This window comes from Rhodococcus sp. USK10 (genome assembly GCF_019378875.1).
GTDB lineage: Bacteria > Actinomycetota > Actinomycetes > Mycobacteriales > Mycobacteriaceae > Rhodococcus_F > Rhodococcus_F pseudokoreensis.
In genome coordinates, this window is sequence record NZ_CP076048.1 from 8,198,734 (window position 1) to 8,224,842 (window position 26,109).

Genomic DNA, 26,109 nt, shown 5'->3' on the forward strand with positions numbered 1-26,109 from the left:
TCATGAGGTGGGATGGGCAAGCGGTCGACGCCGACGACGGTGCATTGCCAGGGCTGGAACGCGCCGGACTCGTGCGCAGCGTGCAGACACCCGAGTTCGATGGCATCACCTTCCACGAAGTGCTCTGCAAGAGTGCGCTGAACAAGATGCCCGAGGAGTCGCAACTACCATTCCGATTCACCGTCAACGCCTTTCGCGGGTGCTCGCACGCATGCCGCTACTGTTTCGCCCGGCCCACCCACGAATACCTCGACCTCGATGCGGGCGGCGACTTCGACAATCAGATCGTCGTGAAGACCAACGTCGCGGCGGTGCTGCGCAAGGAGTTGGGGCGCAGGTCGTGGAAGCGTGAACACGTGGCGCTCGGCACCAACACCGATCCGTATCAGCGCGCCGAGGGCCGATACCGTCTGATGCCCGGCATCATTCGCGCGCTCGCCGAATCCGCGACCCCGTTCTCGATTCTGACCAAGGGGACGCTGCTGCGGCGCGACCTCCCGCTCCTGACTCTGGCCGCCCAGCAGGTGCCGGTGAGCATCGGCGTCTCGCTGGCGATCCACGATCCCGACCTCCAGAAGTCGATCGAACCGGGAACACCCACCCCGAAGGCGCGTCTCGATCTGATCCGGGCGATCACCGACGCCGGGCTGCCGTGCAATGTGATGGTGGCTCCCGTGATTCCGTTCCTCACCGATTCGGTGCGGCACCTGGACGGCCTGCTCGAATCGATCGCCGATGCCGGTGCCTCGGGCGTGACCGTCTTTCCGATGCACTTGCGCGGCAGCACCAAGGGCTGGTTCATGAACTGGCTGTCGACGGAGCATCCCGCGCTCGTCCGCCAGTACCGGCAGTTGTACGGGCGGGCGTCCTACGTTCCGCCCGAATACAAGTCGTGGCTGAAGCAGCGAGTCGACCCCCTCGTCGACCGGTACGGCCTCGGCGGCGGTGCGAAACATCGGGACGCCGGGCAGCTCGACCCGGACCGCGGTGAACTGGTCGGGGCCGGTCGACCCGGACCGGCGCTCACCCTCTTCTGACGTGGACGGTGTGTCGACCCCAACCGTGCGGACGCGTAACGCGCCCGGCATTCCCGGAGACACACGGGGGAGGGGTTCGCCCGCCGCACACGACCGAGGAGTGTCATGACTGTGGGAAATCTGGTAGTCCGTTCGGCGGTGGTGGCGTCGTTTGCCGCTGCCGCACTGTTCGGCGCACCCACTGCCGCCGTTGCGGATACGGCCACGCTGACATCCACGTTCACGATCGGGCACGGTCTGAACCCCGGCGACATCAGCGTGTGCGGTGGCCGGATCGACGCCCAGGCGTCGTCCGGCTACCCGGGGCCGTACGGGCCGAACTACGTCATGCTGACGACGCATTTCGTGGGCACTTCCCGGGTCTGCATGGTCGACGGATCAATGCGTTGGCGCAACCTCGACACCGGCGCCTCCGGAACGAAGCAATGGGCGTTGAGCGGATGGGACGGTCCGGGGGCGCCGACGGCCGTCCACTTCGATCCGGGGGCGGGTCGCGTCAGTGTCGAGATCACCCCGAGCACACCGAACATTCCGGGTAGGGGCGAGTTCACGGCTTCCTGAACTCGGGCAGGACGGAGGATCAGGCGAAGACGTCGTCCAGCCAGGACTTCCACGCGTCCTGCGACTTCTCCTGGTCGGCGCCCGCGGCGAACAGGTGGTGCGCCGCGTCGACCGTTCCGCCGAACGCGTTGCGGCCGTAGAACCGGTACAGCGCGTCGGCGGTCCGGATGCCGATGAAGTGCGGCGTCAGGTAGTCGACGACGCCGTCCACCGTGCCGAAACCGGGGACGTCGACGGTGATGGTGTCGCCGGCGGTCGACGTGTCGGACAGGCCGAGCGCCCCGCGGAGGGTGGTCATCGCGCCGGGATCGGCGGAGCCCGCCGGGCCGCCGGTCGCGATGTAGGTGGCGGAGCGGCCCGCGAAGTACCGGACGTACTGGCCGAGACTGTGAAGGTAGAACGTCGTGTGCTTGTCGGCGCCGTCGTACTGCGCGTCCCAGTCGTCGGTGAAGATGCCGCTGTGCACGTAGCGCAGTGCTGCCGTGCCGCCGTCGCGCGCCTCGATGAGGTACTCGAGGGCGTTGAACCAGCCGTCGGGTCCCTCCTGGCGGACCGCGAACTTCTGCGGCGGCTCCCACGCGACGACGGCGGGGTCGTCGGGTCCCTCGTTGCCGACCCCGGGATCGAGTTCGGTGGGGAACATCCAACCGCCGGTGCCGGTGGTGACGGCGGCGAACACGTCCTCTGGGGTGGCGTTCAGGACGACTTCGCGGCGGATCTCGAAATTCTTCGACATGACTAGCTCTCCTCGTGACGGTTGTCGGATGACTTCGCTTGCGCGGACGGTGTTTTCAGGCTCGGATGCAGTGCGACGACGAGGCGGTGCCTGCGCCCGTTCGAGGCGTTCTCGTCGTGGTAGCGGGACACCAGGTTCTTGACGGATTCGCCGAGTTCGTCGGCGAACGCGGAGCGGTCGGCCGCCGACGCGAACAGGATCTCGCTGTCGATCGCGTAAGTGGCCAACGGCTGGCGTGCCGCGGTGGCGCCGGCGATCAACTCGCCGACCTCACGGACCAGTCGCGCAGCCAGTGCCACCAGCCAGTGGGCCGACAGTTGGTCCGGTGCCCGGTCGGGATCGGGCGCGAGGGCGGCGAACGCGGCGGGGGAGATGACGTACGACGCGGCAGTGGCCTGGAACAGGCGTTCGGTGACGTTGCCCTTCCTGCGTTCCTCGACGAGTTCGACGAGACCGTGTTCCTCGAGCGCCCGCAGGTGGTAGTTGGCCTTCTGCCGGGTCAATCCCACCTGCTCGGCGACGGAACTCGCCGAACCGGGTTCGGCGAGCGCCGCCAGCAACCGCGCCCGGACCGGGTCCAGGGAGATCTCGGCGGCGGCCGCTTGATCGATCACTGCTACGTCCAACATGCGTCAACTCTCGCACCGACAGTAAATTCTGTCAAGACAAAATAATCTGTCGGTGGATGTCGGTCAGCGGAGCGCGGGCGGGTTGTTCAGATCGCGTGCCGAGTAGGTGTCGCAGGCCTGCACCTTGCCGGTCCGGTATCCGGTGGCGAACCACTTCTGGCGCTGCTGCGACGAGCCGTGCGTCCAGCCCTCCGGATTCACCCGGGCGCCCGCCGACTGCTGGATGCGGTCGTCGCCAACCGAGGAGGCGGCGGACAGGGCGTCGTCGATGTCGGTGTCGGTGAGGGTGTTCAGGAACGGCGGTCCGCCGTCGGGGCCGGGGAGGGTGTCGGCGTAGTGGGCCCACACGCCCGCGTAGCAGTCGGCCTGCAGTTCGGTCCGCACCGCGGCCGAGTCGGCGCCGCGCGGGTCGGCCTGCGCCCGTCCGATGTCGCCGAGCTGGTTCTGGATGTGGTGACCGAACTCGTGCGCCACCACGTACTCCTGCGCCAGCGGGCCGCCGCTGGACCCGAAGCGGTCGACGAGGAGCTGGAAGAAACTGGTGTCGAAGTACGCGGTCGAGTCGGCCGGGCAGTAGAACGGCCCGACTTCGCTGGTCGCGTTGCCGCAGCCGGTGCTGACGGAACCGGAGAACAGCACGACCTCCGGCGGCACGTACGCGGTGCCGGTCTGTTGCGCGAGTTCCTGTCCCCACACGGAGTCGAGACTGCCCGCGGTGAACACCACCCGGCAGTTGACGTCCCGGTTGGCGTCCGCGCCGGTCTCGCACCCCGCGAGGCCGGCGCCGGAGTTCTGGCCGGACTCGGTGGTGCCGCTGAGACCGCCGAGCAGCGAACCGGGATCGCCGCCGAGGAGCAGCGCCAGAACCAGCACGATCAGACCGCCCGCGCCGCCACCTATCGCGAACTTGCCGCCGAGGCCACCGCCGCCGCCACCTCCGGTCGACACCCGGCCGGAGTCCATTCGGGCGCCCTCGTTGAAGGTCATGTGTCTTCGCTTTCTCTTCAGTTTTCCGGTGCGTGCCGATCGAGCCTCCCACGTGAAGCGGGTGTGCGTTTCCGCTCACGCACGGTGTCTCCGTAGGATCTCAGCCAACGAAGTAGCTTGCCCCATGTTTCGAAAGGAATCCCGTGCTGCGCACACATCTCGCCGGTTCATTGCGAGCCGAGCAGGCCCAGCAGACCGTAACCCTCACCGGTTGGGTTGCCAGGCGTCGTGATCACGGCGGGGTGATCTTCATCGATCTACGTGACGCGTCGGGCGTGTCTCAGGTGGTGTTCCGTGAGGGCGCCGCCGCCGAGCAGGCCCACCGTCTGCGCGCCGAGTACTGCGTCAAGGTCACCGGTGTGGTCGAGGTCCGTCCCGAGGGCAACCAGAATTTCGAGATCCCCACCGGGGCGATCGAGGTCAACGTCACCGAGCTCGAGGTCCTCAACGAGAGCGCGCCGCTGCCGTTCCAGCTGGACGACCAGGCCGGCGAGGAAGCGCGCCTGAAGTACCGCTACCTGGACCTGCGCCGTGAGGGTCCCGGTCACGCCATCCGGTTGCGGTCCAAGGTCAACGCCGCGGCCCGCGCGGTGCTCGCGCACCACGAGTTCGTCGAGGTCGAGACGCCCACGTTGACGCGGTCGACGCCGGAGGGCGCCCGCGACTTCCTGGTTCCCGCGCGACTGCAGCCGGGCAGCTTCTACGCGCTTCCGCAGAGCCCGCAGCTGTTCAAGCAGCTGCTCATGGTCGGCGGCATCGAACGCTACTACCAGATCGCGCGCTGCTACCGCGACGAGGATTTCCGCGCGGACCGTCAGCCCGAGTTCACGCAGCTCGACATCGAGATGAGCTTCGTCAACCAGGACGACGTCATCCTCCTCGCGGAGGAGGTGCTGACCTCGCTGTGGAAGCTGGTCGGGCACGAGATCAAGACGCCGATCGCGCGGATGACGTACGCCGAGGCGATGCGCCGCTACGGTTCCGACAAGCCGGACCTGCGGTTCGGTGTCGAACTGGTCGAGTGCGCCGAGTTCTTCACGGACACCACGTTCCGCGTTTTCCAGCAGGAATACGTCGGTGCGGTGGTCATGCCCGGCGGCGCGAGCCAGCCGCGGAAGCAGCTCGACGCCTGGCAGGAGTGGGCGAAGCAGCGCGGGTCGAAGGGTCTGGCGTACGTACTCGTCGGCGAGGACGGCACGCTCGGCGGACCGGTGGCCAAGAACCTCACCGACGCCGAACGTGAGGGCCTCGCCGCGCACGTCGGCGCGAAGCCCGGCGACTGCATCTTTTTCGCCGCCGGCGCCACCAAGTCCTCCCGCGCGCTGCTCGGCGCCGCCCGCGGCGAGATCGCCCGCAAGCAGAACCTCATCGACCCGGACGCGTGGGCGTTCGTGTGGGTCGTCGACGCACCGCTGTTCGAGCCGACCGCGGACGCCACCGCGAGCGGCGACGTCGCGCTCGGGTACAGCGCCTGGACGGCGGTGCACCACGCGTTCACCTCGCCGAAGCCGGAGTCGATCGACACGTTCGACACCGACCCGGGTTCCGCGCTCGCGTACGCCTACGACATCGTCTGCAACGGCAACGAGATCGGCGGCGGCAGTATTCGTATCCACCGCAAGGACATTCAGGAACGAGTGTTCAAGGTGATGGGCATCTCCCACGAGGAGGCCGAGGAGAAGTTCGGCTTCCTCCTCGACGCGTTCGCGTTCGGGGCGCCGCCGCACGGCGGCATCGCGTTCGGCTGGGACCGGATCACCGCCCTGCTGGCCGGGGTGGATTCGATCCGTGAGGTCATCGCGTTCCCGAAGTCGGGTGGCGGTGTCGATCCGCTGACCAGTGCGCCTGCGCCGATCACCGCGCAGCAGCGCAAGGAATCGGGTGTCGACGCCAAGCCGGAGCCGAAGGGCGACGCCGCCGCGGCGAAGCCCGACGCCCACGCCGAGAAGTAGGCGGGTCCGCCGGCGGGTGTCGCCGGCGGGCTCGAACGATCGGACGACGCGGAACAGCCGGGGGACACGATGTTGCACCTGCGAGTGATCTGTCCGGCCGAGCACACCGAGGACGTCCTCGGTGTGCTCGCCGCGGAACCCGGCGCCACCCACGTGGTGGTGCTGCGACAGGCGGCGATCGACCCCGCCGGCGACGCGATCCAAACCGACGTCGCCCGCGAGGCGGCCAACGATGTGATCGACGCGCTCGAGGCCCTGGGCATCGACCGCACCGGCGCGATCACGGTGGAGCCCGTCGAAACGGTGCTCTCGAAGTCCGCGCGCGAGGCGGAGAAGGCGGCCCCGGGCGATCCCGCGGACAGCGTCGTGTGGGAGGAACTGGTCAGCCGGACGCGTGAGGAATCGACGCTCAACGTCACGTTCCTCGCGTTCCTCACCATCGCCTGCCTGCTGGCCGCGGTGGGCGTGGTGACCGACTCACCGATCACCGTCGTCGGGGCCATGGTGGTGGGGCCGGAGTTCGGCCCGCTCGCCGCGCTCGCCGTCGCCCTGATGCGGCGCAAGCTCGGGCTGGCCCGGCGGTCGCTGATCGCCCTGCTGTTCGGTTTCCCGTTCGCGATGGCGGCGACACTGCTCGCGACGCTGGCGATGGAGCGAATCGGGTGGATGGAGTTCGAGAGCATCGAGTCGCTCGACCAGGTCGACTTCATCTACCGGGTCGGCCCGCTGTCGCTGATCGTCGCGTTGCTCGCCGGCGCGGCAGGAATGCTCGCGCTCGTGTCCTCGAAGTCGGCGGCACTCGTCGGTGTCTTCATCTCGGTCACCACCGTTCCGGCGGCCGGATTCGCCGTCGTCGCGGTCACCGTGGGCGAATGGCGCGTCGCGGCCTTGGCGGCGCTGCAACTCGGGGTCAACATGGTGGGCATCGTCGTCGCCGGCGTCCTGGTCCTGGCGCTGCGACTGCGCAGCGGCGGCGATCCCCGCCGGCTGCTCGAGCAGGCGCGCAAAGATCGCTCCCCGGCGCAGCGGCGGAGGGCCTGATGAGCATCTCGCCGCACGACGGCGCGGGCTACGACGAACTGTTCGACGGTGACGGCGGCCTCCGGGAACCGTGGGCGGAATTGGCCAAGGACTTCACGGACGGCGGGCCCGACTCCGTCCTCCGCCTGCAGTCCCGCATCCGGCTGCTCGTCGACAACCACGGGATCACCTACAACCCCCTCGACGGTTCGGACGCGCCGACCGCATCGCCCCGGTGGGAGATCGACGCGGTCCCGCTGATCGTCGCCGCCGAGGAGTGGGAGCAGCTCGCGGCGGGTTTCGTGCAGCGCTCCCGGCTTCTCGACGCGGTACTCGCGGACCTGTACGGACCGATGACCCTCGTCCGGAGCGGCGCCGTCCCGGCCCGCACGGTGTTCGGGCACCCCGGCTACGTCCGTGCGGCGCACGGCATCACGGTGCCGGGCCGCCACCAGCTGTTCCTGCACGGACTCGACGTCGGCCGCGGGGCGGACGGCACGTTCCACGCGCTGCGCGACCACACGCAGTCCCCGGCGGGCGCCGGCTACGCGATGGCGGACCGCCGCGTCATCGCACGGGCGATGCCCGGTATCTACGAGACGGTCGGACCGCGCCCGCTGTCCTCGTTCGCCCAGTCGATGCGGCTCGCGGCGATCGACGCCGCTCCCGCGGGCACCGAGGACCCGCTCGTCGTCGTCCTCAGCCCCCGCACCCGGTCCGAGGCCGCATTCGATCAGGCGTATCTGGCGACGGTCCTCGGCTTCCCGCTCGTGGAGAGTGCCGACCTGGTGGTCCGCGACGGCCACGTGTGGATGCGGTCCCTCGGCAGTCTGGAACGCGTCGACGTCATCGTCCGGCGGGTGGACGCCGACCTCGCCGACCCCCTCGACCTGCGCCCCGGCTCGCGGTCCGGCGTGGTCGGTCTCGTCGAGGTGCTGCGGCGGGGCGGCGTGACCGTCGTCAACACCCTCGGCAGCGGAATCCTCGAGAACCCCGCGCTCACCCGGTTGCTTCCGGACCTGTGCCGCCGGCTGCTCGACGAGGATCTGCTGCTGCCGTCGGTTCCGAGTTTCTGGGGCGGCGACCGGTCGGAGCTGTCGCACATCCTCGCGAACGCCTCGTCGATGGTGCTGCGCGCGGTGCACGGGGGTGCGCCGATCGTGCCCGCCGAACTCCGTGACGCCGACCGGGAGGCCCTGCTGGGCCGGGTGCGGGCCGAACCCGAGCGGTGGGTCGGGCAGATCGTCCCGGACCCGTCGTACGCGCCTGCCGCCGACCGGTCCGGGGATGTCGTGTTGGCACCGGTCGGGATGCGGCTGTTCAGCGTCGCGCAGCAGGTGGGATTCACCCCGATGGCCGGCGGTCTCGGCACGTCCCTCGTTCCCGGGGCCGAGCGCGGGGACCGCCGCCACGCCGGGGCGAAGGACGTCTGGATCCGGCTGGCGCAGCGCACCGCGTCCACCGACCCGGGCGACGGCGCCGAGCGGGACGGGGAGACCCTGCCCACGTATGCGGCGACGACGTCCGACCTGATGACGTCGCCGCGCGCGCTGACCGAACTGTTCTGGATGGGCCGGTTCGCCGAACGCGCCGAGGGTGCGGCCCGGCTGATGATCGCCGTGGGGGAGAAGTACCGCGACTACCGCCTGCGACCGTGGCTGGCGGGCGGCGGAAGCCTCCCGATCCTGCTGAACACGGTCCTGCGGGTCGCCGACGCCGGGAATCACCCGGAGGGGCTCGATCTCGGGGCCGACCCGGGCTCCGGTCCGGTCACCGACCAGCGACGGGTGCGCTCCGAGTTCCGCTCGCTGACGGCGGACCCCGACCGGGACGGCTCGCTCGCCCACGCGGTGCGCGGCGTCGAGCAGGCCGCGCGGGCCGTGCGCGGGCAACTGTCGAACGACATCTGGGCCGTCCTCAGCACCGTCGAACGCGCGCTCGGGCAGGTCACCGCCGACACCGTCGACGACGGGTCCGCGCTGTTCGAGGCGCAGTCCGCGGTGCTCGGCGGCATGCTCGCCCTGTCCGGGATCGCCGCGGAGTCGCTGGTCCGCGACACCGGCTGGCACGTCATGGACATCGGCAAACGGATCGAGCGGGCAGCCACCCTGATCGCACTGGTGGACTCGACCCTCGGGCGGAAAACGGATCCCGCGACCGAACGGACGGTGATCGAATCGCTTCTCGTCGCCACCGAGAGTTCCGTGGTCTACCGCCGCCGCAACAGCGGTATCCGCCCGGCGGCCGTGGCCGAGTTGCTGCTGTTCGACGTGAAGAACCCGCGGTCGCTGGCGTTCCAACTGGAGGCGTTGCGCACGAATCTGGCCGCACTGCCGGACGCCTCGGGTGCGTCACGCGCGGAGCGGCTTGCCGAGGACATGGTCAACACCGTGCGCCGGGTCGACCCCGTGCGACTCGAATCGGTCGATGCGAACGGGTCCCGGAAGGAGCTGGGTGAGCTGACGACCACGATGCGCGCACTGCTGAGCGAACTGTCCGACGTGATGCTGAAGGGTCAGCTGTCGCTGCCCGGCGGCACTCAGCCGCTGTGGGGGAGCGGCACCTCGTGGAACACCTCCCCGGGCGGAGTCCCCGCATGACCGACACGACACCCCCGGCAGGCCCGGCAGCGGAATGTCCGGTTCTGCGCCGATACAAGATCACCCACCGCACGACGTACACGTACTCGGGGCCGGTGACCTCCTCGTACGGCCGGGGTTACCTCTTGCCGCGCGACACCGAGGAACAGCGGTGCGTCGCTTCCGTCGTCGAGATCACGCCGCCGCCCGCGGACCGTTCCACCGGGTCGGACGTGTACGGCAACCGGGACCTGTACTTCCAGGTGAGCACGCCGCACGAGGAACTGGTGGTGTCGGCCGAATCCGAGATCGAGGTCTACGGACCGGACAGGGCGAGGCTCGCCGCCGCACCGGCGAACGCGCCGTGGGAGCTGTCCCGCCCGGTGGGCACCGAGGGGGCGATGGCGCAGGAGTTCGTCCTCGACCTCGAGCCACCCGAGATCGGCGACGCGGTCCGCGAGTACGCGGCGCCGAGCTTCCCGCCGGAGCGGCCCCTCGTCGACGCGGTGGTCGATCTCACGACCCGCATCCACCGCGACTTCGCGTACAAGTCGGGGTCGACGTCGGTGTCGACGCGGGTTGCGGAGGTGCTGGAGAAGCGGTCGGGCGTGTGCCAGGACTTCGCCCGGCTCGCCATCGCCTGCCTGCGTTCGCGCGGACTCGCGGCCCGGTATGTGTCCGGGTACCTGGCGACGCAGCCGCCGCCCGGCAAGGAACGGATGATCGGCATCGACGCGACGCACGCCTGGGCCGCAGTGTGGATGCCGGGTGACCGGTGGCTGGCCTTCGACCCCACCAACGATCAGCTCGTCGACGAGCGGTACACCGTGGTCGCGTGGGGCCGGGACTACGCCGACGTGCCGCCGCTGCGCGGTGTCATATACACAGAGGCACGAAACAGCACCATTGCGGTGTCGGTTGACGTGGCGCCGATGGAAGTACTCGCACCGGATCAGCCGAAATGCTGAAATTCATCGGGGCTTCCGGAGGAGGACTCGATGATCCGTGTCACTAGCAGGTAAGTTGGTCCGCGATGACTGCAATACTGGCAGACCCCGTTTCAGAGGTAGTTGCCGCAGCCGAGAAGCTGCTCACCCGTCGCACAGGGGCACCCGTGACACTGGTGGATCCCGTGGATCTCGGCGGTAGTGGCCGCACCATCGTGCTCCGTGTGCGGGTGGCGGAGAATCCGTTCTCCCTTCCTCGGACGTTGGTGATCAAGCAGGTCCGCGAGGAGTCCGGTGTGTCCGGCGCGCGGGCCGTCGATCCCGACGACCTGTCCGGCGACAGCCGTAGCGCCTTCCTCCGCGAGGCCGTCTCGTACCAGTTCGCCACGGCGCTGGCGACGGACAGCCGCCCCGGAGCCGAACTGCTCGCATCCGACCTCGAGGCCCGGCTCCTCGTGCTCAGCGACCTCGGGGACGCCACCCCGATCAGCGCGCTGCTCGAGCACTCCGATTCCGACACCGTCACCAACACCCTGATGGCCATGGCCCAGGCGCTCGGCCGCATGCACGCGGCCACCGTGGGCCGCGAAGAAGACTTCACCGCACTGCTGCGCCGCGCCGAGGTGGCGCACTGCGACGACACCGTGGCCGAGCAGGTGGAGCGTGCGGTGCCCGCCGTGCCCGGCCTGCTGTCCGACATCCTCCGCGTCGACGTGTCCCCGGAACTGACCGAACAGGTGGCACGGGCCGCGAAGCTGTTCGAGAGCGGCCGGTTCCGGGCGTTCAGCCCGTCCGACCTGTGCCCGGACAACATCATCGTCAACGACGAGGGCGTCCGGTTCCTCGACTACGAGTGGGGCGGTTTCCGCGACGCCATGCTCGACATCGCGTACGCGCTGGTCTCCTTCCCGGGCTGCCTGTGCAGCATCGAACTGTCCGAGGACCGCACCCAGGCGATGATCGAGGCCTGGCGGGCGGAGGTCGTGGGGATGTGGCCCGCGCTCGCCGACGACAACGTGCTGGCCGCCCGCATGGTCGAGGCGCAACTGATCTGGGTGTGGCTCAGCACGTACCTGTTCCTGCCGGACAACCACACGCGGATCGCCGCGGTCCGCGAGCATCACCTGTCGGTGCCGCGGTCCGAGGCGCTGACCCAGCGCTGGGACAAGCTGGCCCGTTCGGCGGATCACGCGGGGAACACGGTGGTCGCCCACGACGCCCGCCTCATCGCTGACAAGATCCGGGGACTGTCCGTCGGCTGACCCGTGGTCCGGCCGGACTGGGTCGGACGGTGCGGGTTCCAGTAGCGTCGAACTTGTGAGCGATCTTTTCGGTTCGGATGTCGGCGAGGACGAGTCGGCGGGCCTGTTCGAGACGGTGCGGTCGGACGAGACGGCGCAGTCGGACGAGGCGGCGGCTACGCGCCCGGTTCCCGGTCCGGTGCCGGTCGACCACCGCGCACCGCTGGCCGTGCGCATGCGTCCCCGCACGCTCGGCGAGGTGGTCGGGCAGCAGCATCTCCTCGGCCCCGGTGCGCCGCTGCGGCGCCTCGTGGAGGGGTCGGGGGCGGCGTCCGTGCTGCTGTACGGTCCGCCGGGCACCGGCAAGACCACGCTGGCGTCGTTGATCTCCGGTGCCACCGGGCGCCGCTTCGAGGCGCTGTCCGCGCTGTCCGCGGGCGTGAAGGAAGTGCGTGGCGTCATCGAACTGGCCCGCCGACGGCTCCTCGCGGGTGAGCAGACGGTGCTGTTCATCGACGAGGTGCACCGCTTCTCGAAGACCCAGCAGGACGCACTGCTGGCGGCAGTGGAGAACCGGATCGTGCTGCTGGTGGCCGCCACCACCGAGAATCCGTCGTTCTCCGTTGTGTCCCCGCTGCTGTCCCGCTCACTGGTCCTGCAACTGCAGTCGCTGACGGCGGACGACATCGAGAACCTCCTCGAGCGGGCGCGCACCGACGAGCGGGGTCTCGGCGGGGATATCGAGATCGCCGGCGACGCGATGGACCATCTGGTGCGCCTCGCGGCCGGTGACGCTCGGCGCGCGCTCACCGCGCTCGAGGCGGCGGCGGGCGCGGCGCTCGACCAGGCCGGTGACGCGGACCGTCCCGTGCTGCTGGACCTTGCGACGGTGGAGGCGAGCGTCGACAAGGCCGCCGTTCGCTACGACCGCGACGGCGACCAGCACTACGACGTGATCAGTGCCTTCATCAAATCGATCCGCGGCTCGGACGTCGACGCCGCCCTGCACTACCTGGCGCGGATGCTGACCGCGGGCGAGGACCCTCGCTTCATCGCGCGCCGGCTGGTCGTCCACGCCAGCGAGGACATCGGGATGGCCGACCCGACCGCGTTGCAGACCGCGACCGCCGCAGCGCAGGCGGTGCAGCTGATCGGGATGCCGGAGGCCCGCCTCGCGCTCGCCCAGGCCACCATCCACCTCGCGACCGCACCGAAGTCGGGGGCCGTCATCGCCGCACTCGGCGCCGCCATGGCGGACGTCGCGGCGGGAAACGCCGGGCTCGTTCCACCGCACCTGCGCGACGGTCACTACGCGGGAGCGGCGAAGCTCGGCAACGCCGTCGGCTACCGATATCCCCACGACCACCCGGACGGGGTACTGGCGCAGCAGTATCCGCCCGACGAGCTCGTCGGCGTCGACTACTACCAGCCCACCACCCACGGCGGCGAGCGTGACATCGCGGGGCGTGTGGACAAACTGCGCGCCATCGTCCGCGGCACGAACCGTCAGGGTGGCCGGTTAAGCTGAATGTTGCCGAACCGCCGGGTGTGCCCAGCCACCCGGTGACCGTAGTTGCCCTCGAGACAGACAATAAGGATCACTGACGTGCAGACCCACGAGATTCGCCGGCGCTTCCTCGACCATTTCGTCAAGGCGGCCCACACCGAGGTACCCAGCGCCTCGCTGATTCTCGACGATCCGAACCTGCTGTTCGTCAACGCCGGAATGGTGCAGTTCGTGCCGTTCTTCCTCGGCCAGCAGACTCCGCCGTACCCGAGGGCGACCAGTGTCCAGAAGTGTGTGCGCACCCTCGACATCGAGAATGTGGGCATCACCACACGGCACAACACGTTCTTCCAGATGGCCGGCAACTTCTCCTTCGGCGACTACTTCAAGCGCGACGCGATCAAGCACGCGTGGTCGCTGCTGACCTCCGGTGTCGACGACGGCGGCTACGGGTTCGATCCCGAGCGGATCTGGGTGACGGTCTACCTCGACGACGACGAGGCGCGCGACATCTGGCGCGACGAGGTCGGCGTCCCCGAGACGCGGATCCAGCGCCGCGGCATGGCCGACAACTACTGGTCCATGGGCATCCCCGGGCCCTGCGGCCCGTGCTCGGAGATCTACTTCGACCGCGGCCCCGAATTCGGTCGGGAAGGCGGCCCGGAGGCCGACGAGGACCGCTACATCGAGATCTGGAATCTCGTGTTCATGCAGAACGAGCGCGGTCTCGGCGTCAGCAAGGACAACTTCGAGATCCTCGGACCGCTGCCGAAGCAGAACATCGACACCGGCATGGGCGTCGAGCGCGTCGCCTTCCTGCTCCAGGGCGTCGACAACGTGTACGAGACGGATCTCGTGCGGCCGGTCATCGCGAAGGCCGAGGAACTGTCGGGCCGCAAGTACGGCGTCGACCACGACGACGACGTGCGGTTCCGGGTGATCGCCGACCACGCGCGCACCGCCGCGATGCTCATCGCCGACGGCGTGAACCCCGGCAACGACGGACGCGGCTACGTCCTGCGCCGCCTGCTGCGGCGCATCGTCCGCTCCGCGAAGTTGCTCGGCGCCGACAAGCCCAGCATGCGGGAGTTCATCACCGTCGTCCGCGACACGATGGCGCCGTCCTACCCGGTCCTCGACACCGACTTCGGCCGCATCGAAACGGTCGCCGTGGGGGAGGAGACCGCGTTCCTCAAGACCCTCACGTCCGGTTCCAAGCTGTTCGAAGGCGCCGCCGAATCGGTGAAGGCGTCCGGCAAGTCGACGATCGGCGGCGAGCAGGCGTTCGCGCTGCACGACACGTACGGCTTCCCGATCGACCTGACCCTGGAGATGGCGGCCGAGGCCGGTCTGACCGTCGACGAGGAGGGTTTCCGCACGCTGATGGCCGAACAGCGGCAGCGCGCGAAGGACGACGCCCAGGCCCGCAAGCACGCGCACGCCGACCTGACCGTCTACAAGGAACTCCTCGACCGCGGACCCACCGAGTTCACCGGATTCCACGAATTGGTCTCCGAGGCACACGTTCTCGCCCTGATTTCGCAGGGGCAGCGCGTCCCCGTCGCGACGGTGGGCCAGGACGTCGAGGTCATCCTCGACCGCAGTCCCCTGTACGCGGAGGCGGGCGGCCAGATCGCCGACCTCGGCACCCTCACCGGTCCGGGGCTGCGGGTGAAGGTCAACGACGTCCAGAAGATCGCCAAGAAGCTGTGGGTCCACAAGGTGACCGTGCAGGAGGGGCAGATCACCGAGGGCGACGTCGTGCTCGCGCAGGTCGACGCCGCGTGGCGCAAGGGTGCCACCCAGGGGCACTCCGGCACGCACATGGTGCACGCCGCGCTGCGACAGGTGCTCGGCCCCAACGCCGTTCAGGCCGGCTCGCTGAACAAGCCGGGCTACCTGCGGTTCGACTTCTCCTGGCAGGGCGCGCTGACCGAAGCGCAGAAGCAGGACATCGAGGTCGTCGCGAACGAAGCGGTGGCCGCCGACTACTCCGTGAACACGTTCGTCACCGACCTCGACAAGGCGAAATCGATGGGCGCGATGGCGTTGTTCGGCGAGAACTACGGCGACGAGGTTCGGGTCGTCGAGATCGGCGGACCGTTCTCGATGGAGCTGTGTGGTGGAACCCACGTGGGCAGCTCCTCGCAGATCGGCAACGTCACGCTGCTGGGTGAGCAGTCCGTCGGCTCCGGCGTGCGCCGAGTCGAGGCCTACGTCGGACTCGACTCGTACCGCTACCTGGCCAAGGAACGGGCGCTGCTCGCCGGGCTGTCGTCGTCGCTGAAGGTGCCCTCGGAAGAGGTGCCCGCCCGCGTCGAGGCGCTGGTGGAGCGACTTCGGGTGGCGGAGAAGGAACTCGAACAGACCCGCGCGCAGGCGGTTCTCGCCTCGGCGGGCACCTTCGTCGACAAGGCCCAGCGGGTCGGGCCGGTGCTGCTGGTCGCGGACTCCGCCCCGGCCGGTGTCGGCGGCAACGACCTGCGCGGACTCGTCACGGACATCCGCGGCCGGTTCGGCACCCAGCCCGCCGTGGTCGTGCTGCTCGGCGACGTCGACGGCAAGGTGCCGTTCGTGGTCGCGGTGAGTAAGGCCGCCCAGGCACTCGGTCTGTCGGCCGGCGACCTCGTGAAGGAATTCGGTCCGAAGATCGGCGGCCGCGGCGGCGGAAAGGCCGATATGGCACAGGGTTCCGGCTCGGACACCAGCGGAATTGCGGCCGCCCTCGACGCGGTCCGGGCACAAGTCGCAGACAAGGTGGGGAGCCGGTAACGGTGGATCACGCGGAACAGGGTCCGGATCGACCGGGAGTCGACGACCCTGGGCGTGGTCGGCGTATCGGCATCGATGTGGGCAGTGTCCGCATCGGTGTCGCGTCGAGCGACCCTGACGGGATCCTCGCCACCCCCGTGGAGACGGTGCCCCGGTCCAAGGAACGCGGGCTCGACGCGCCGGACATCCGGCGCATTGCCGACATTGTCGAGGAATACGAGGCGGTGGAGGTTATCGTCGGTCTGCCGCAGACCCTGCGGGGTGAACGGGGAAAAGCCGCCTCGATCGCTACTGTGTTCGCGAAGCGATTGCGAAGGAAGGTCGACCCGATACCGGTGCGGATGGCGGACGAACGTCTGACGACCGTCACTGCCGCGCGGGCGCTTCGCGAGAGCGGTGTCAGTGCGAGGGGCCAGCGTCCTGTGATCGACCAGGCTGCGGCGGTGGCGATCTTGCAGGGATGGTTGGACGAGCGGAGCAGGTCGGTGAATGCAGGGGATTCAGGTGGGGACGTGCAGCTACCGGAGGCAGGCCAGTGAGCAATCACCGCCGCCGCCCCGCAGGTGAGCGACCCGACTTCCAGTACATCCCCCGCGAACCCCGACGGCACCGCTACCTCGAAGAGGACGACGACGAGGTCGGCTACACGGTGCCCCCCGACGACGACCTCGTCACCACCGGCCGCCACGCCGTCGTGTACGACGAACCGTATTTCGACGAGCCGCATTACGACGAGCCGCATTACGACGAGCGGCACGTCGACGAACCACACTACGAGGCACCGCACCTCGAGGAGCCGCAGCGCCACGAACCGCACCGCGATTACGCGGAGCCGCGCTACGAGCAGCCCTCCGACATCGACTCCGTGTACGAGGACGGATACGGTCCCCGCTCCTACGGCGACGCCCGCGCGTACCGGGAGCCGCCGGCCGACGACCACCCGTTTGTGGACGCCCACGTCGACGATCCGGACGACGCCCAGGCATACCCCGACGACGTCTACGACCGTCCGCAACCGGACGTCGCGTTCGCGGAGGCCGAGACGCAGATCATCTCGGCGATCCCCGGCGAGATCCCACCCTCGGCGATTCCCGAGGAGATCCCGCCCACCCGCGCCGCTGCCCGCACGCAGGCCCGCCGGCGTAAACAAGCCCGGGGACGCGCACGCCGGGGCAAGGTGTTCGGCGTCCTCGCCGCCGCAACGGTCCTGATCGTGCTGGTCGGTGTCGTGTTCGTCGGCGGCAAGTTGTTCTTCGGCGGGTCCGACGCGCCCGCGGACTACGCAGGCCCCGGCGGTCCCGAAGTGGTCGTGCAGGTCCATCCGGGCGACACCGCGGAGGAGATCGCCACCACCCTGGCGGACCGCGACGTCGTCGCCAGCGGATCGGCGTTCTTCAACGCCGCGGTCCAGAGCAACGCCATGAACTCGGTGCAACCCGGCTTCTACAGCCTCTCCACCCAGATTCCGGCGGACGACGCCGTGCAGGAACTCGTCGACCCCGCCTCCCGCGTCGGGCAGATGATCATCTCCGAGGGCAGGCAACTCCACGACACGACCGACGTGCAGACCGGCGCCAAGAAGAAGGGGATCTACACGCTGATCTCCGAGGCCAGCTGCCTGGGTGACGCCGGTCAGCAGAAGTGCATCAGCTACGACGACCTCAACGCCGCCGGTGCGGGCGACCTGACCGCGCTCGGCGTGCCCGACTGGGCGAAGGACTCGGTCGCGGGTGTTCCGGACCGGGATCGCCAGCTCGAGGGCCTGATCGCCGCGGGCAGTTGGGATTTCGATCCGACCGCCGGTCCGGCCGCCATTCTGCAACGGCTGGTGTCCGAGAGTTCCGCGAGCTACGAGAAGACCGGGATCCTCACCGCGGGCAACCAGGTCGGTCTCACCCCGTACAAGATGCTGGTCGCGGCGTCCCTCGTGGAACGTGAGGCGATGCCCGACGACTTCTCGAAGGTCGCCCGCGTCATCCTCAACCGGCTCGCCGTCAACCAGGCGCTGCAGTTCGACTCCACCGTCAACTACGCGCTGGACACCACCGAACTGGCCACCACCGACGCCGACCGCGCGCAGGTGACACCCTGGAACACGTACGCCAGCCCCGGCCTGCCTGCGACGCCGATCTCGTCGCCGAGCATCGGGGCGCTCCAGGCGGTCGAACAACCGGCGCCCGGCGACTGGATCTACTTCGTGACGATCGATGCCAAGGGCACCACACTCTTCACGAAGAGCTACGACGAACACCTGGCCAACATCGACCAGGCTCTGAACAACGGGATTCTCAACAGTGGACGATGAGTTGGTGACCGCACGCAAAGCTGCGGTGCTGGGCAGCCCGATCGCGCATTCGCGATCACCGCAACTGCACCTCGCGGCGTATCGCGCGCTCGGTCTCACCGGGTGGACGTACGACCGCATCGAGTGCGACGGGGAGCGACTCCCCGGCCTGGTGTCCGGGCTCGGCCCGGAATGGGTCGGTCTGTCCGTCACGATGCCGGGCAAGATCGCCGCGCTCGAATTCGCGTCCGAGCGCACCGACCGGGCCGTGGCGATCGGATCCGCGAACACCCTCGTGCGCATCGAGGGCGGCTGGCGTGCCGACTGCACCGACGTGGACGGGGTCAGCGGCGCGCTCACCGCGGGCGGTGTCGGTGCCATCGCGGGCGCCGAGGCGGTCGTCGTCGGCGCCGGCGGGACGGCCAGGCCCGCGCTCGTCGCGCTCGCCGACCTGGGCGTGAAATCCGTGACCGTCGTGGCCCGCGACGCGGGTCGCGCGGCAGGTGCACTGGGGTGCGCGGAATCGGTGGGGCTCGACGTCCGGTTGCTGGGCTTCGGCAGCCCCGAACTCGGTGCCCGGTGCGTCGCGGCCGCCGCACTCGTCAGCACCGTTCCGTCCGCCGCGATCACCGACTACGCAGGCGTTCTCGGCCGGGCGCCGTTCGTGCTCGACGCGATCTACGACCCCTGGCCGACCCCACTGGCGGCCGCGGTCGAGGCGGCCGGGGGAACGGTCGTCGGTGGTCTGTCGATGCTGCTGCACCAGGCGTTCGGGCAAGTCGAGCAGTTTACCGGCCGCCCGGCGCCGCGCGAGGCGATGGCCGCCGCTCTGGGCTAGTTGTCCACAGGCCCGGCTTCCATCCACAGGGCGATCGTTCGCGCACGTCGCCGCGAGGGGTCCGGGTGCCGCGTCCCGCACGCTGGTCGGCATGTGGTGGCTGATCGTGACGAGTGTGGTGGCCGGTGCGGGTGCGGGACGGTGTGCGCGTCTCACCGCGGCCCGCTTCGTGGGCCCGGTGTGGCCGGGCTGGTGCGAGGCGGTGTGCGCGGTCGGCGTGGCCGCGACGGTCTGGGCCGACGCCGGCCGCAACCCGGTGTGGATGCTGCCGGGTGCGCTGGCGTTCTGGTGGTGGTGTGCGAGTCTCGCCGCGACCGACCTGTGTGCGCGGAGGCTGCCGAACCTGCTGACGCTGCCCGGGTTCCTGGTGATCGTCGCGGTCGGTGTCGCGACCGGCGCCGCGTTCGCCGCCGTGATCGGCGGTCTCCTGCTGGCGGCCGCCTATCTCGCCCTGTACCTCGGGGCACCCGGTGCGATCGGCGCGGGCGACGTGAAACTCGCGCTCGGGGTCGGCGCGGTCGCCGGCCTGGCCGGGGGAGAGGCCTGGGTGTTCGCGGCCGCGCTCGCACCGGCACTGACCGCAGTGGCGGGCTGCGTCGTCCTCGCCGTCCGGCGCTCGTCGTCGCCGCTCCCGCACGGGCCCGCCATGTGTGCCGCGACACTGGCGGCGTTGTTCGCCGGGCACCTCACCTGACCGAGTCCGCACCCCGCACGCGCCCCGGGAGGACCACCGTCACTGCCGGACGCGGCGACATGGAAAGATATTGGCGTGCTGCGCTGGATAACTGCCGGAGAATCCCATGGTCCCGCCCTCGTCGCGATGCTCGAGGGGATGGTCGCGGGCGTCGAAGTGACGTCCGAGGACATTTCGACCCAACTCGCGCGACGCCGCCTCGGTTACGGCCGCGGTGCGCGGATGAAGTTCGAGGCCGACAAGGTCACCATCGTCGGTGGTGTCCGACACGGGCGTACGCTCGGCGGCCCGATCGCCGTCGAGGTGGGCAACACCGAGTGGCCCAAGTGGGAAACCATCATGTCCGCCGACCCGGTGGACGCCGACCTGCTCGCCGATCAGGCGCGGAACGCGCCGCTCACCCGTCCGCGCCCCGGTCACGCCGACTACTCGGGCATGCTCAAGTACGGGTTCGACGACGCCCGCCCCGTTCTCGAACGCGCGAGTGCGCGCGAGACGGCGGCCCGGGTCGCGGCCGCGACGTTCGCCCGCGGTTTCCTGCGCCAGGTGTTCGGCGTGGAGGTGCTGTCGCACGTGATCTCGATCGGCGCGTCCGATCCGTACGTCGGTCCCGAACCCACCGCCTCCGACCTCGCTGCGATCGACGCCAGCCCGGTCCGCGCGTTCGACAAGGCCGCCGAGGAATCGATGATCGCCGAGATCGAGGCCGCCAAGCGTGACGGCGACACCCTCGGCGGTGTCGTCGAGGTCGTCATCCACGGTCTCCCCGTGGGTCTCGGATCGTTCATCAGCGGCGCGGACCGCCTCGACGCCCGTCTGGCGTCCGCCCTGATGGGAATCCAGGCCATCAAGGGTGTCGAGGTCGGCGACGGCTTCGAGACCGCGCGCCGCCGCGGCAGCCAGGCGCACGACGAGATGCGGCCGGGCCCGGACGGAATTCTGCGTTCGACGAACCGCGCAGGCGGTCTCGAGGGCGGCATGACCAACGGTGAGGCGCTCCGCGTGCGCGCGGCGATGAAGCCGATCTCGACGGTCCCGCGCGCCCTGGCGACCGTCGACATGTCGACCGGTGAGGAAGCCGTGGCCATCCACCAGCGGTCCGACGTGTGCGCGGTGCCCGCCGCCGGTGTCGTGGCCGAGGCGATGGTGGCGTTGGTCGTGGCCCAGGCCGCGCTCGAGAAGTTCGGTGGCGACTCGGTCGCCGAGACGGCCGCCAACTACGAGCGTTACGCATCGGGTGTCGCAGCCCGGCTCGCGCGATGACCAGCCCGTCTGCCGTCGCGCCGGGGCGGTGACCGGTGATGGCACCGAAAGCCGTGCTCGTCGGTCCGCCGGGAGCAGGTAAGTCCACGATCGGGCGTCGCCTCGCGCAGGCGCTGGACCTGTCGTTGTTCGACACCGACGTGGCCGTCGAGGAAGAGGCGGGGCGCACGATCGCCGAGATCTTCGTCCAGGAGGGCGAACCCGCCTTCCGCGCTCTCGAGGAAGAGATCGTCCGGAAGGCCATCGAGAGCCACGAGGGGATCGTGTCGCTCGGCGGCGGGTCCATCCTCTCCGAGCGCACCCGGGAATTGTTGAAGGGCCACACCGTGATCTACCTGGAGATCAGCGTGGCCGAGGGGCTCAAGCGCACGGGAACCAACACCGCGCGCCCGCTCCTGTCCGGTGGCGACCCCCGCCAGGTGTACACCGAGTTGATGCGCAAGCGCCGACCGCTGTACCGGGAGGTGGCGTCCATCCGGATACGCACGGACGGGCGGAGTCCCGCCCGGGTGGTGCAGCAGCTGGTGGCGAAACTCGCCGACTGATCGGCGACCCAGCGGAACCAAAGACGTCCGAGAACCTCGGACAAGACGGAGCGGAGCAGCAGACAGTGACCGAACCGGTACGCGTACAGGTGCAGACGGCGAACCCCTACCCGGTCATCATCGGGCGCGGATTGCTCGGCGAGCTGGTGGACGAACTCACGGGCACGAGAACGGTGGCGATCTTCCACCAGCCGCCGCTCGCCGAGACGGCGGAGGCGGTGCGCGCGGCGCTCGCCGAGAAGGGGATCGATGCGCACCGCATCGAGATTCCGGACGCGGAGGACGGCAAGGATCTTGCCGTCGCCGGGTTCTGCTGGGAGGTCCTCGGCCGGATCGGCCTGACCCGCAGCGACGCCGTCGTCAGTCTGGGCGGCGGCGCGGCCACCGACCTCGCCGGGTTCGTCGCGGCGACGTGGATGCGCGGGGTCCGCGTGATTCACGTGCCCACGACGCTGCTCGCGATGGTCGATGCGGCGGTCGGCGGCAAGACCGGCATCAACACCGAGGCCGGCAAGAACCTGGTGGGATCGTTCCACGAGCCGTCGGCGGTGCTCATCGACCTGGCGACGCTCGAGACGGTGCCCCGCAACGAGATCGTCGCGGGCATGGCGGAGGTCGTGAAGACCGGATTCATCGCCGACCCCGTGATCCTGGAGCTCATCGAGAAGGATCCCGAGGCCGCGCTGGACCCGACGGGAACCGTTCTGCCCGAACTGATCCGGCGGTCCGTGGAGGTCAAGGCCAAGGTCGTGGCCGCGGACCTGCGCGAGTCGGATCTGCGGGAGATCCTCAACTACGGGCACACGCTCGGGCACGCGATCGAGCGGCGGGAGCGCTACCGCTGGCGTCACGGTGCGGCGGTCGCCGTCGGGCTCGTCTTCGCGGCCGAACTGGGGCGGTTGGCGGGACGCCTGGACGATGCGACGGCGGACCGGCACCGCACCATCCTGGAACTGGTGGGGCTGCCCACCACGTACGACGCGGACGCGTTCGGCCAGCTGGTCGAGGGGATGCAGACGGACAAGAAGAACCGGGCAGGCGTGCTGCGGTTCGTCGTGCTCGACGGGCTCGCGAAGCCCGGACGGCTCGAGGGCCCGGATCCGTCTCTGCTCGTCGCCGCGTACTCCGCGGTGGCCCGCGAGGCGGCGCCGGGCGCCGGCGGTGCCGTACTCCTGTGACGTAGCCGGAGAAGGCAAGGGATGCGGCGGTGTGAGCGAGTGTGCTCACACCGCCGCGTCGTCTGTCGGTGTGTCGTGTGTCGGGTGTGGGAGAGTCGAGAGCGGTTACTCGCCGCGCCGCTGGTCGTCCGTGGTCCGCTTGCCGAGATCGACCGGGTCCTGCCACGTGGTGTCCCCGCCCTGCGGCTGATCGAGGTCGGACGTGTCCTCGCGGTAGTTGTGCACCGGTTCGAACACGGCCGTGTCGGCGTCGGAACCGGCGTATCCGGTATCCGGGGTCTGCTCGTACGCCTGGCCGGGGTAGTTCTGGCCGTACCCGTCGTCGTCGGCCACGGCTGCGGCTGCGGTTCCCCCCGCTGCGGTTCCTGCGGCCACTCCGGCGCCGCGCGCCGCCGGCCGGCGTTCGCCGCGGTCTTTCACCGTCTTCCTGGACTCCCGGCCGACGAAGAACCGGCCGAGGAACACCGCCAGCATGGCTGGGACGAAGATCAGAAGGACCGTGAACGCGGCCCCCGACGTGATCTCGAAGAAGAACGAGTTCTGGGTGACGTTGAGGTTCGGCACCAGGTTCGCCAGCCAGCTCCCCACCCCCGCGACGACTCCGCCGAGCAGGGCCGCCTTCAGCCACAGCATCGTCAGGTCGGCGCCGTCCTCCGGATCGGGGTTCCGGCGACGGTCCCGGATGCCGTCGATGCCGGCCCAGATCAGTGCCACGAACACCACGATCAGCAGTGCGAGCCATCTCAGAGCGGAACCCTGAAGCGGCCACTGTGTGATCGACACACCGAGGATCACACGAACGAAAACATGTATCAGGGCCATGCCGAGGCCGCGTACCACCCACGCATTCATGGGCACAGCGTAACGAGCGGGTTTTCGTCCGTGTGGCCTAACCCACACGGGGGCGGTCTGAAACCTGTTCTCGTCGCCGGACGGGTGCCGTCGATCCGCGCCCTCCGCGCGGCGGATTGCCGGTACGTTTGACGACATGCCTGCTGATCATGGTTCGCGGCGCGCGGCGCTGCGCTCGGCCCTCGCCGCCCGGGATCTCGATGCACTTCTGGTGACGAATCTGGTGAACATCCGGTATCTCACCGGGTTCACCGGCTCGAATGCCGCGCTGCTCGTGCACGCGTCGGACGCCGTGGGCGCCGAGGAGCGCACCGTCATCTGCACCGACGGCCGTTACCTCACACAGGTCGGAGAACAGGTTCCCGATCTGCGGGCGGAGATCGCCCGCGCCAGCGCCGCGCACCTGATCGAATCGCTGGGGCGGCGGAGCCCGTCGTCGCTGGCGTTCGAGAGTCACGTCGTCACGGTGGACGAGTTCGCGGCCTGGTCGGTGCTCGCGCCGGACGCGCGGCTGGAACCCGTTCCGGGGCTCGTCGAGGAACTGCGGATGGTGAAAGACGACTTCGAGGTCGGGCTGCTGCGCGCGGCGTGCACGGCCGCCGACTCCGCGCTCGCCGAACTGATCGAGCGTGGTGGCCTCCGCCCCGGACGCACCGAGAAGGAGGTGGGCCGGGAACTGGAGGCGCTGATGCTCGCGCACGGCGCCGACGGGATCTCGTTCGAGACCATCGTCGCGGCGGGCGCCCACTCGGCGATCCCGCACCACCGGCCGACCGAGGCGGTGCTCGGCAGCGGCGACTTCGTGAAGCTGGACTTCGGCGCGGAGGTCGGCGGTTACCACTCGGACATGACCAGAACGTATGTCCTCGAGCAGGCCGCGGACTGGCAACGGGATGTATATGCGCTGGTCGCGCGGTCGCAGGAGGCCGGGCGGGACGCGCTGCGCCCGGGAGCGGAGGTGTCCGCGGTGGACGCCGCCGCCCGCCGGGTCATCGAGGACGCCGGCTACGGGGAGCTGTTCCTGCACGGCCTCGGACACGGCGTCGGCCTGGAGATCCACGAAGCTCCGGGAATCGGCAAGCTGGGCACCGGTACACTTCTGGACGGTGCGGCGGTGACCGTCGAGCCGGGCGTGTACTTCTCCGGGCGCGGAGGCGTGCGGATCGAGGACACGCTCGTGGTTCGTGAGCAGGGACCGGAACTGCTCACACTCACCACCAAAGACCTGACTGTCGTGTAGACGGTTTCGACCTTATCGAGGAGACGCGAAGCAAGTGGCTTCCACCAGTGATTTCAAGAACGGCCTGGTCCTGCAGATCGAAGGCCAGCTGTGGACGATTACCGAGTTCCAGCACGTGAAGCCCGGCAAGGGTCCCGCGTTCGTGCGCACCAAGTTGAAGAACGTGCTCTCGGGCAAGGTCGTCGACAAGACGTTCAACGCCGGCGTCAAGGTGGACACGGCCACGGTCGACCGCCGTGACATGACGTACCTGTACCACGACGGCACCGACTACATCTTCATGGACGGCGACACCTACGACCAGATCTCGATCAGCGAGGCCACCGTCGGCGACGGCGCCCGCTTCATGCTCGAGAACATGGCCGTGCAGGTCGCGACCCACGAGGACGTTCCGCTGTTCGTGGAACTGCCCGTCACCGTCGAACTGGTGGTCCAGCACACCGATCCCGGCCTGCAGGGCGACCGCTCCACCGGCGGCACCAAGCCCGCCACCCTCGAGACCGGCGCCGAGATCAACGTTCCGCTGTTCATCAACACCGGTGACAAGCTGAAGGTCGACTCCCGCGACGGCAACTACCTCGGGCGTGTGAATTCCTGAGTGTCCGGTACGCATAAGAAGCTCGGCGCGCGGCACAAGGCCCGCAAACGCGCCGTCGATTTCCTCTTCGAGGCCGAGGCGCGAGATCTCGATCCGGTCGATCTCGCGACCGAGCGCGCGGAATTGTCCGGCAAGGACGATTCGGTGGCACCGGTCGCCCCGTACACCGTCACCGTGGTGACGGGTGTCGCGGAAAACTTGGACCGCCTCGACGAGGTGATCTCGTCCCACCTGCAGGACTGGACGCTCGAGCGGCTTCCCGCCGTCGACCGCGCCATCCTGCGCATCGCCGTGTGGGAGCTGTTCCACGCCACCGACGTGCCTCCGGTCGTGGCCGTGGACGAGGCGGTGGAGCTGGCCAAGCAGCTCTCCACCGACGAGTCGCCGGGTTTCGTCAACGGCATCCTCGGTCAGGTCGTGCTGGTGGCCCCGCAGGTGCGGTCGGCTGCGGCCGCGACGTCGCGCCGTGCCGAGACCGCCGGCGGCGAGTCGAACGACGCCCGCTCGTAAGTTCGTGTCCCGCTGCGGGCCCGCATCGGCGGGTCCGCAGGTCAGGGGTCCGGGCCTGGCGCAGTCGACGCGCTGATAAGCTGTCCGCGTCAGGCATCCTTTAACGATCCGTCCAGTGAGGCGGAGAAGGAGGTCGTTG

At 69.5% G+C, this 26,109-nt stretch carries 23 protein-coding genes; 19 read left to right on the top strand and 4 right to left on the bottom strand.

Features of this window, described 5'->3' with window-relative positions; all coding sequences use genetic code 11:
- Positions 1 to 2 precede the first annotated feature (2 nt).
- Positions 3 to 1,037, top strand: coding sequence for an Rv2578c family radical SAM protein (locus tag I1A62_RS44580; protein ID WP_219458223.1), 1,035 nt, complete (start codon positions 3 to 5; stop codon positions 1,035 to 1,037).
- Between the two features lie 105 nt (positions 1,038 to 1,142).
- Complete coding sequence (locus I1A62_RS44585) at positions 1,143 to 1,598, top strand: hypothetical protein (protein ID WP_219458224.1); 456 nt, start codon at positions 1,143 to 1,145, stop codon at positions 1,596 to 1,598.
- Positions 1,599 to 1,617: 19 nt separating this feature from the next.
- On the opposite strand, the gene I1A62_RS44590 is transcribed toward I1A62_RS44585, so the two are convergent.
- The 3 genes from I1A62_RS44590 to I1A62_RS44600 all read right to left on the bottom strand — a co-directional run bounded on the left by I1A62_RS44590 (position 1,618) and on the right by I1A62_RS44600 (position 3,950).
- On the bottom strand, positions 1,618 to 2,334 hold the full coding sequence (locus tag I1A62_RS44590) for an SRPBCC domain-containing protein (RefSeq protein ID WP_219458225.1): 717 nt from the start codon (positions 2,332 to 2,334) through the stop codon (positions 1,618 to 1,620).
- A gap of 2 nt (positions 2,335 to 2,336) precedes the next feature.
- On the bottom strand, positions 2,337 to 2,963 hold the full coding sequence (locus I1A62_RS44595; RefSeq protein WP_124390876.1) for a helix-turn-helix domain-containing protein: 627 nt from the start codon (positions 2,961 to 2,963) through the stop codon (positions 2,337 to 2,339).
- A 63-nt stretch (positions 2,964 to 3,026) separates the two neighbouring features.
- Entirely contained in the window at positions 3,027 to 3,950 is a 924-nt protein-coding gene (locus tag I1A62_RS44600; RefSeq protein ID WP_219458226.1) for a neutral zinc metallopeptidase, read from the bottom strand.
- Positions 3,951 to 4,093: 143 nt separating this feature from the next.
- Here I1A62_RS44600 and aspS point away from each other — a divergent pair, with 143 nt between their 5' ends.
- From aspS to aroB, 14 genes are all read left to right on the top strand, one after another.
- Complete coding sequence (gene aspS, locus I1A62_RS44605; RefSeq protein ID WP_124390878.1) at positions 4,094 to 5,902, top strand: aspartate--tRNA ligase; 1,809 nt, start codon at positions 4,094 to 4,096, stop codon at positions 5,900 to 5,902.
- A gap of 69 nt (positions 5,903 to 5,971) precedes the next feature.
- Positions 5,972 to 6,943: a DUF389 domain-containing protein gene (locus tag I1A62_RS44610; RefSeq protein ID WP_219458227.1), complete on the top strand. Its 972-nt coding sequence runs from the start codon at positions 5,972 to 5,974 to the stop codon at positions 6,941 to 6,943.
- Complete coding sequence (locus I1A62_RS44615; RefSeq protein WP_219458228.1) at positions 6,943 to 9,522, top strand: circularly permuted type 2 ATP-grasp protein; 2,580 nt, start codon at positions 6,943 to 6,945, stop codon at positions 9,520 to 9,522. Before I1A62_RS44610 ends, I1A62_RS44615 begins: the two co-directional genes overlap by 1 nt.
- Complete coding sequence (locus tag I1A62_RS44620; RefSeq protein ID WP_219458229.1) at positions 9,519 to 10,469, top strand: transglutaminase family protein; 951 nt, start codon at positions 9,519 to 9,521, stop codon at positions 10,467 to 10,469. The genes I1A62_RS44615 and I1A62_RS44620 overlap by 4 nt, the downstream gene beginning before the upstream one ends.
- A 65-nt stretch (positions 10,470 to 10,534) precedes the next feature.
- Positions 10,535 to 11,710 carry a phosphotransferase family protein gene (locus I1A62_RS44625; protein ID WP_124390882.1) on the top strand — a complete coding sequence of 392 codons (1,176 nt, stop codon included), beginning with the start codon at positions 10,535 to 10,537 and terminating at the stop codon, positions 11,708 to 11,710.
- 55 nt (positions 11,711 to 11,765) lie between these two features.
- On the top strand, positions 11,766 to 13,217 hold the full coding sequence (locus I1A62_RS44630; protein ID WP_219458230.1) for a replication-associated recombination protein A: 1,452 nt from the start codon (positions 11,766 to 11,768) through the stop codon (positions 13,215 to 13,217).
- A gap of 78 nt (positions 13,218 to 13,295) precedes the next feature.
- The gene (alaS, locus tag I1A62_RS44635; RefSeq protein ID WP_219458231.1) at positions 13,296 to 15,968 is read left to right on the top strand and encodes an alanine--tRNA ligase; all 2,673 of its coding nucleotides are present in this window, start codon (positions 13,296 to 13,298) and stop codon (positions 15,966 to 15,968) included.
- Positions 15,969 to 15,970: 2 nt separating this feature from the next.
- Positions 15,971 to 16,507, top strand: coding sequence for a Holliday junction resolvase RuvX (ruvX, locus tag I1A62_RS44640; RefSeq protein ID WP_124390885.1), 537 nt, complete (start codon positions 15,971 to 15,973; stop codon positions 16,505 to 16,507).
- Complete coding sequence (gene mltG, locus I1A62_RS44645; RefSeq protein ID WP_219458232.1) at positions 16,504 to 18,273, top strand: endolytic transglycosylase MltG; 1,770 nt, start codon at positions 16,504 to 16,506, stop codon at positions 18,271 to 18,273. Before ruvX ends, mltG begins: the two co-directional genes overlap by 4 nt.
- Complete coding sequence (locus tag I1A62_RS44650; RefSeq protein WP_219458233.1) at positions 18,263 to 19,090, top strand: shikimate dehydrogenase; 828 nt, start codon at positions 18,263 to 18,265, stop codon at positions 19,088 to 19,090. Before mltG ends, I1A62_RS44650 begins: the two co-directional genes overlap by 11 nt.
- A 91-nt stretch (positions 19,091 to 19,181) precedes the next feature.
- Positions 19,182 to 19,784 (top strand): A24 family peptidase, encoded by a 603-nt coding sequence (locus tag I1A62_RS44655; protein WP_219458234.1) that lies wholly within the window; start codon positions 19,182 to 19,184, stop codon positions 19,782 to 19,784.
- A 75-nt stretch (positions 19,785 to 19,859) separates the two neighbouring features.
- Positions 19,860 to 21,047 carry a chorismate synthase gene (gene aroC / locus I1A62_RS44660; protein ID WP_072942156.1) on the top strand — a complete coding sequence of 396 codons (1,188 nt, stop codon included), beginning with the start codon at positions 19,860 to 19,862 and terminating at the stop codon, positions 21,045 to 21,047.
- A 38-nt stretch (positions 21,048 to 21,085) separates the two neighbouring features.
- A complete protein-coding gene (locus tag I1A62_RS44665) occupies positions 21,086 to 21,592 on the top strand; it encodes a shikimate kinase (RefSeq protein WP_124390889.1) in 507 nt (168 codons plus the stop codon).
- Between the two features lie 65 nt (positions 21,593 to 21,657).
- The gene (gene aroB, locus I1A62_RS44670) at positions 21,658 to 22,770 is read left to right on the top strand and encodes a 3-dehydroquinate synthase (protein ID WP_219458235.1); all 1,113 of its coding nucleotides are present in this window, start codon (positions 21,658 to 21,660) and stop codon (positions 22,768 to 22,770) included.
- Between the two features lie 105 nt (positions 22,771 to 22,875).
- On the opposite strand, the gene I1A62_RS44675 is transcribed toward aroB, so the two are convergent.
- Positions 22,876 to 23,622, bottom strand: a complete 747-nt coding sequence (locus I1A62_RS44675) for a B-4DMT family transporter (RefSeq protein ID WP_219458236.1) — start codon at positions 23,620 to 23,622, stop codon at positions 22,876 to 22,878.
- Positions 23,623 to 23,758: 136 nt separating this feature from the next.
- On the opposite strand from I1A62_RS44675, the gene I1A62_RS44680 reads away from it, so the two are divergent.
- The 3 genes from I1A62_RS44680 to nusB are packed head-to-tail and all read left to right on the top strand — an operon-like array spanning position 23,759 to position 25,970.
- On the top strand, positions 23,759 to 24,862 hold the full coding sequence (locus I1A62_RS44680; RefSeq protein WP_219458237.1) for a Xaa-Pro peptidase family protein: 1,104 nt from the start codon (positions 23,759 to 23,761) through the stop codon (positions 24,860 to 24,862).
- Positions 24,863 to 24,896: 34 nt separating this feature from the next.
- Entirely contained in the window at positions 24,897 to 25,460 is a 564-nt protein-coding gene (gene efp, locus I1A62_RS44685; protein WP_005241702.1) for an elongation factor P, read from the top strand.
- Positions 25,461 to 25,970 carry a transcription antitermination factor NusB gene (gene nusB / locus I1A62_RS44690; protein WP_087555938.1) on the top strand — a complete coding sequence of 170 codons (510 nt, stop codon included), beginning with the start codon at positions 25,461 to 25,463 and terminating at the stop codon, positions 25,968 to 25,970. It begins immediately after the preceding gene.
- The last annotated feature ends 139 nt before the right edge of the window (positions 25,971 to 26,109 follow it).

What these genes read in the sequence shown, in the direction of transcription:
- I1A62_RS44615 (WP_219458228.1), top strand. Translation starts at nt 6,943, where the DNA reads ATGAGCATCTCGCCGCACGACGGCGCGGGCTACGACGAACTGTTCGAC.
- I1A62_RS44620 (WP_219458229.1), top strand. Translation starts at nt 9,519, where the DNA reads ATGACCGACACGACACCCCCGGCAGGCCCGGCAGCGGAATGTCCGGTT.
- I1A62_RS44655 (WP_219458234.1), top strand. Translation starts at nt 19,182, where the DNA reads ATGTGGTGGCTGATCGTGACGAGTGTGGTGGCCGGTGCGGGTGCGGGA.
- I1A62_RS44625 (WP_124390882.1), top strand. Translation starts at nt 10,535, where the DNA reads ATGACTGCAATACTGGCAGACCCCGTTTCAGAGGTAGTTGCCGCAGCC.
- I1A62_RS44680 (WP_219458237.1), top strand. Translation starts at nt 23,759, where the DNA reads ATGCCTGCTGATCATGGTTCGCGGCGCGCGGCGCTGCGCTCGGCCCTC.
- I1A62_RS44600 (WP_219458226.1), bottom strand. Translation starts at nt 3,950, where the DNA reads ATGACCTTCAACGAGGGCGCCCGAATGGACTCCGGCCGGGTGTCGACC.
- I1A62_RS44665 (WP_124390889.1), top strand. Translation starts at nt 21,086, where the DNA reads ATGGCACCGAAAGCCGTGCTCGTCGGTCCGCCGGGAGCAGGTAAGTCC.
- I1A62_RS44585 (WP_219458224.1), top strand. Translation starts at nt 1,143, where the DNA reads ATGACTGTGGGAAATCTGGTAGTCCGTTCGGCGGTGGTGGCGTCGTTT.
- I1A62_RS44590 (WP_219458225.1), bottom strand. Translation starts at nt 2,334, where the DNA reads ATGTCGAAGAATTTCGAGATCCGCCGCGAAGTCGTCCTGAACGCCACC.
- I1A62_RS44675 (WP_219458236.1), bottom strand. Translation starts at nt 23,622, where the DNA reads ATGAATGCGTGGGTGGTACGCGGCCTCGGCATGGCCCTGATACATGTT.
- I1A62_RS44610 (WP_219458227.1), top strand. Translation starts at nt 5,972, where the DNA reads ATGTTGCACCTGCGAGTGATCTGTCCGGCCGAGCACACCGAGGACGTC.
- I1A62_RS44580 (WP_219458223.1), top strand. Translation starts at nt 3, where the DNA reads ATGAGGTGGGATGGGCAAGCGGTCGACGCCGACGACGGTGCATTGCCA.
- I1A62_RS44595 (WP_124390876.1), bottom strand. Translation starts at nt 2,963, where the DNA reads ATGTTGGACGTAGCAGTGATCGATCAAGCGGCCGCCGCCGAGATCTCC.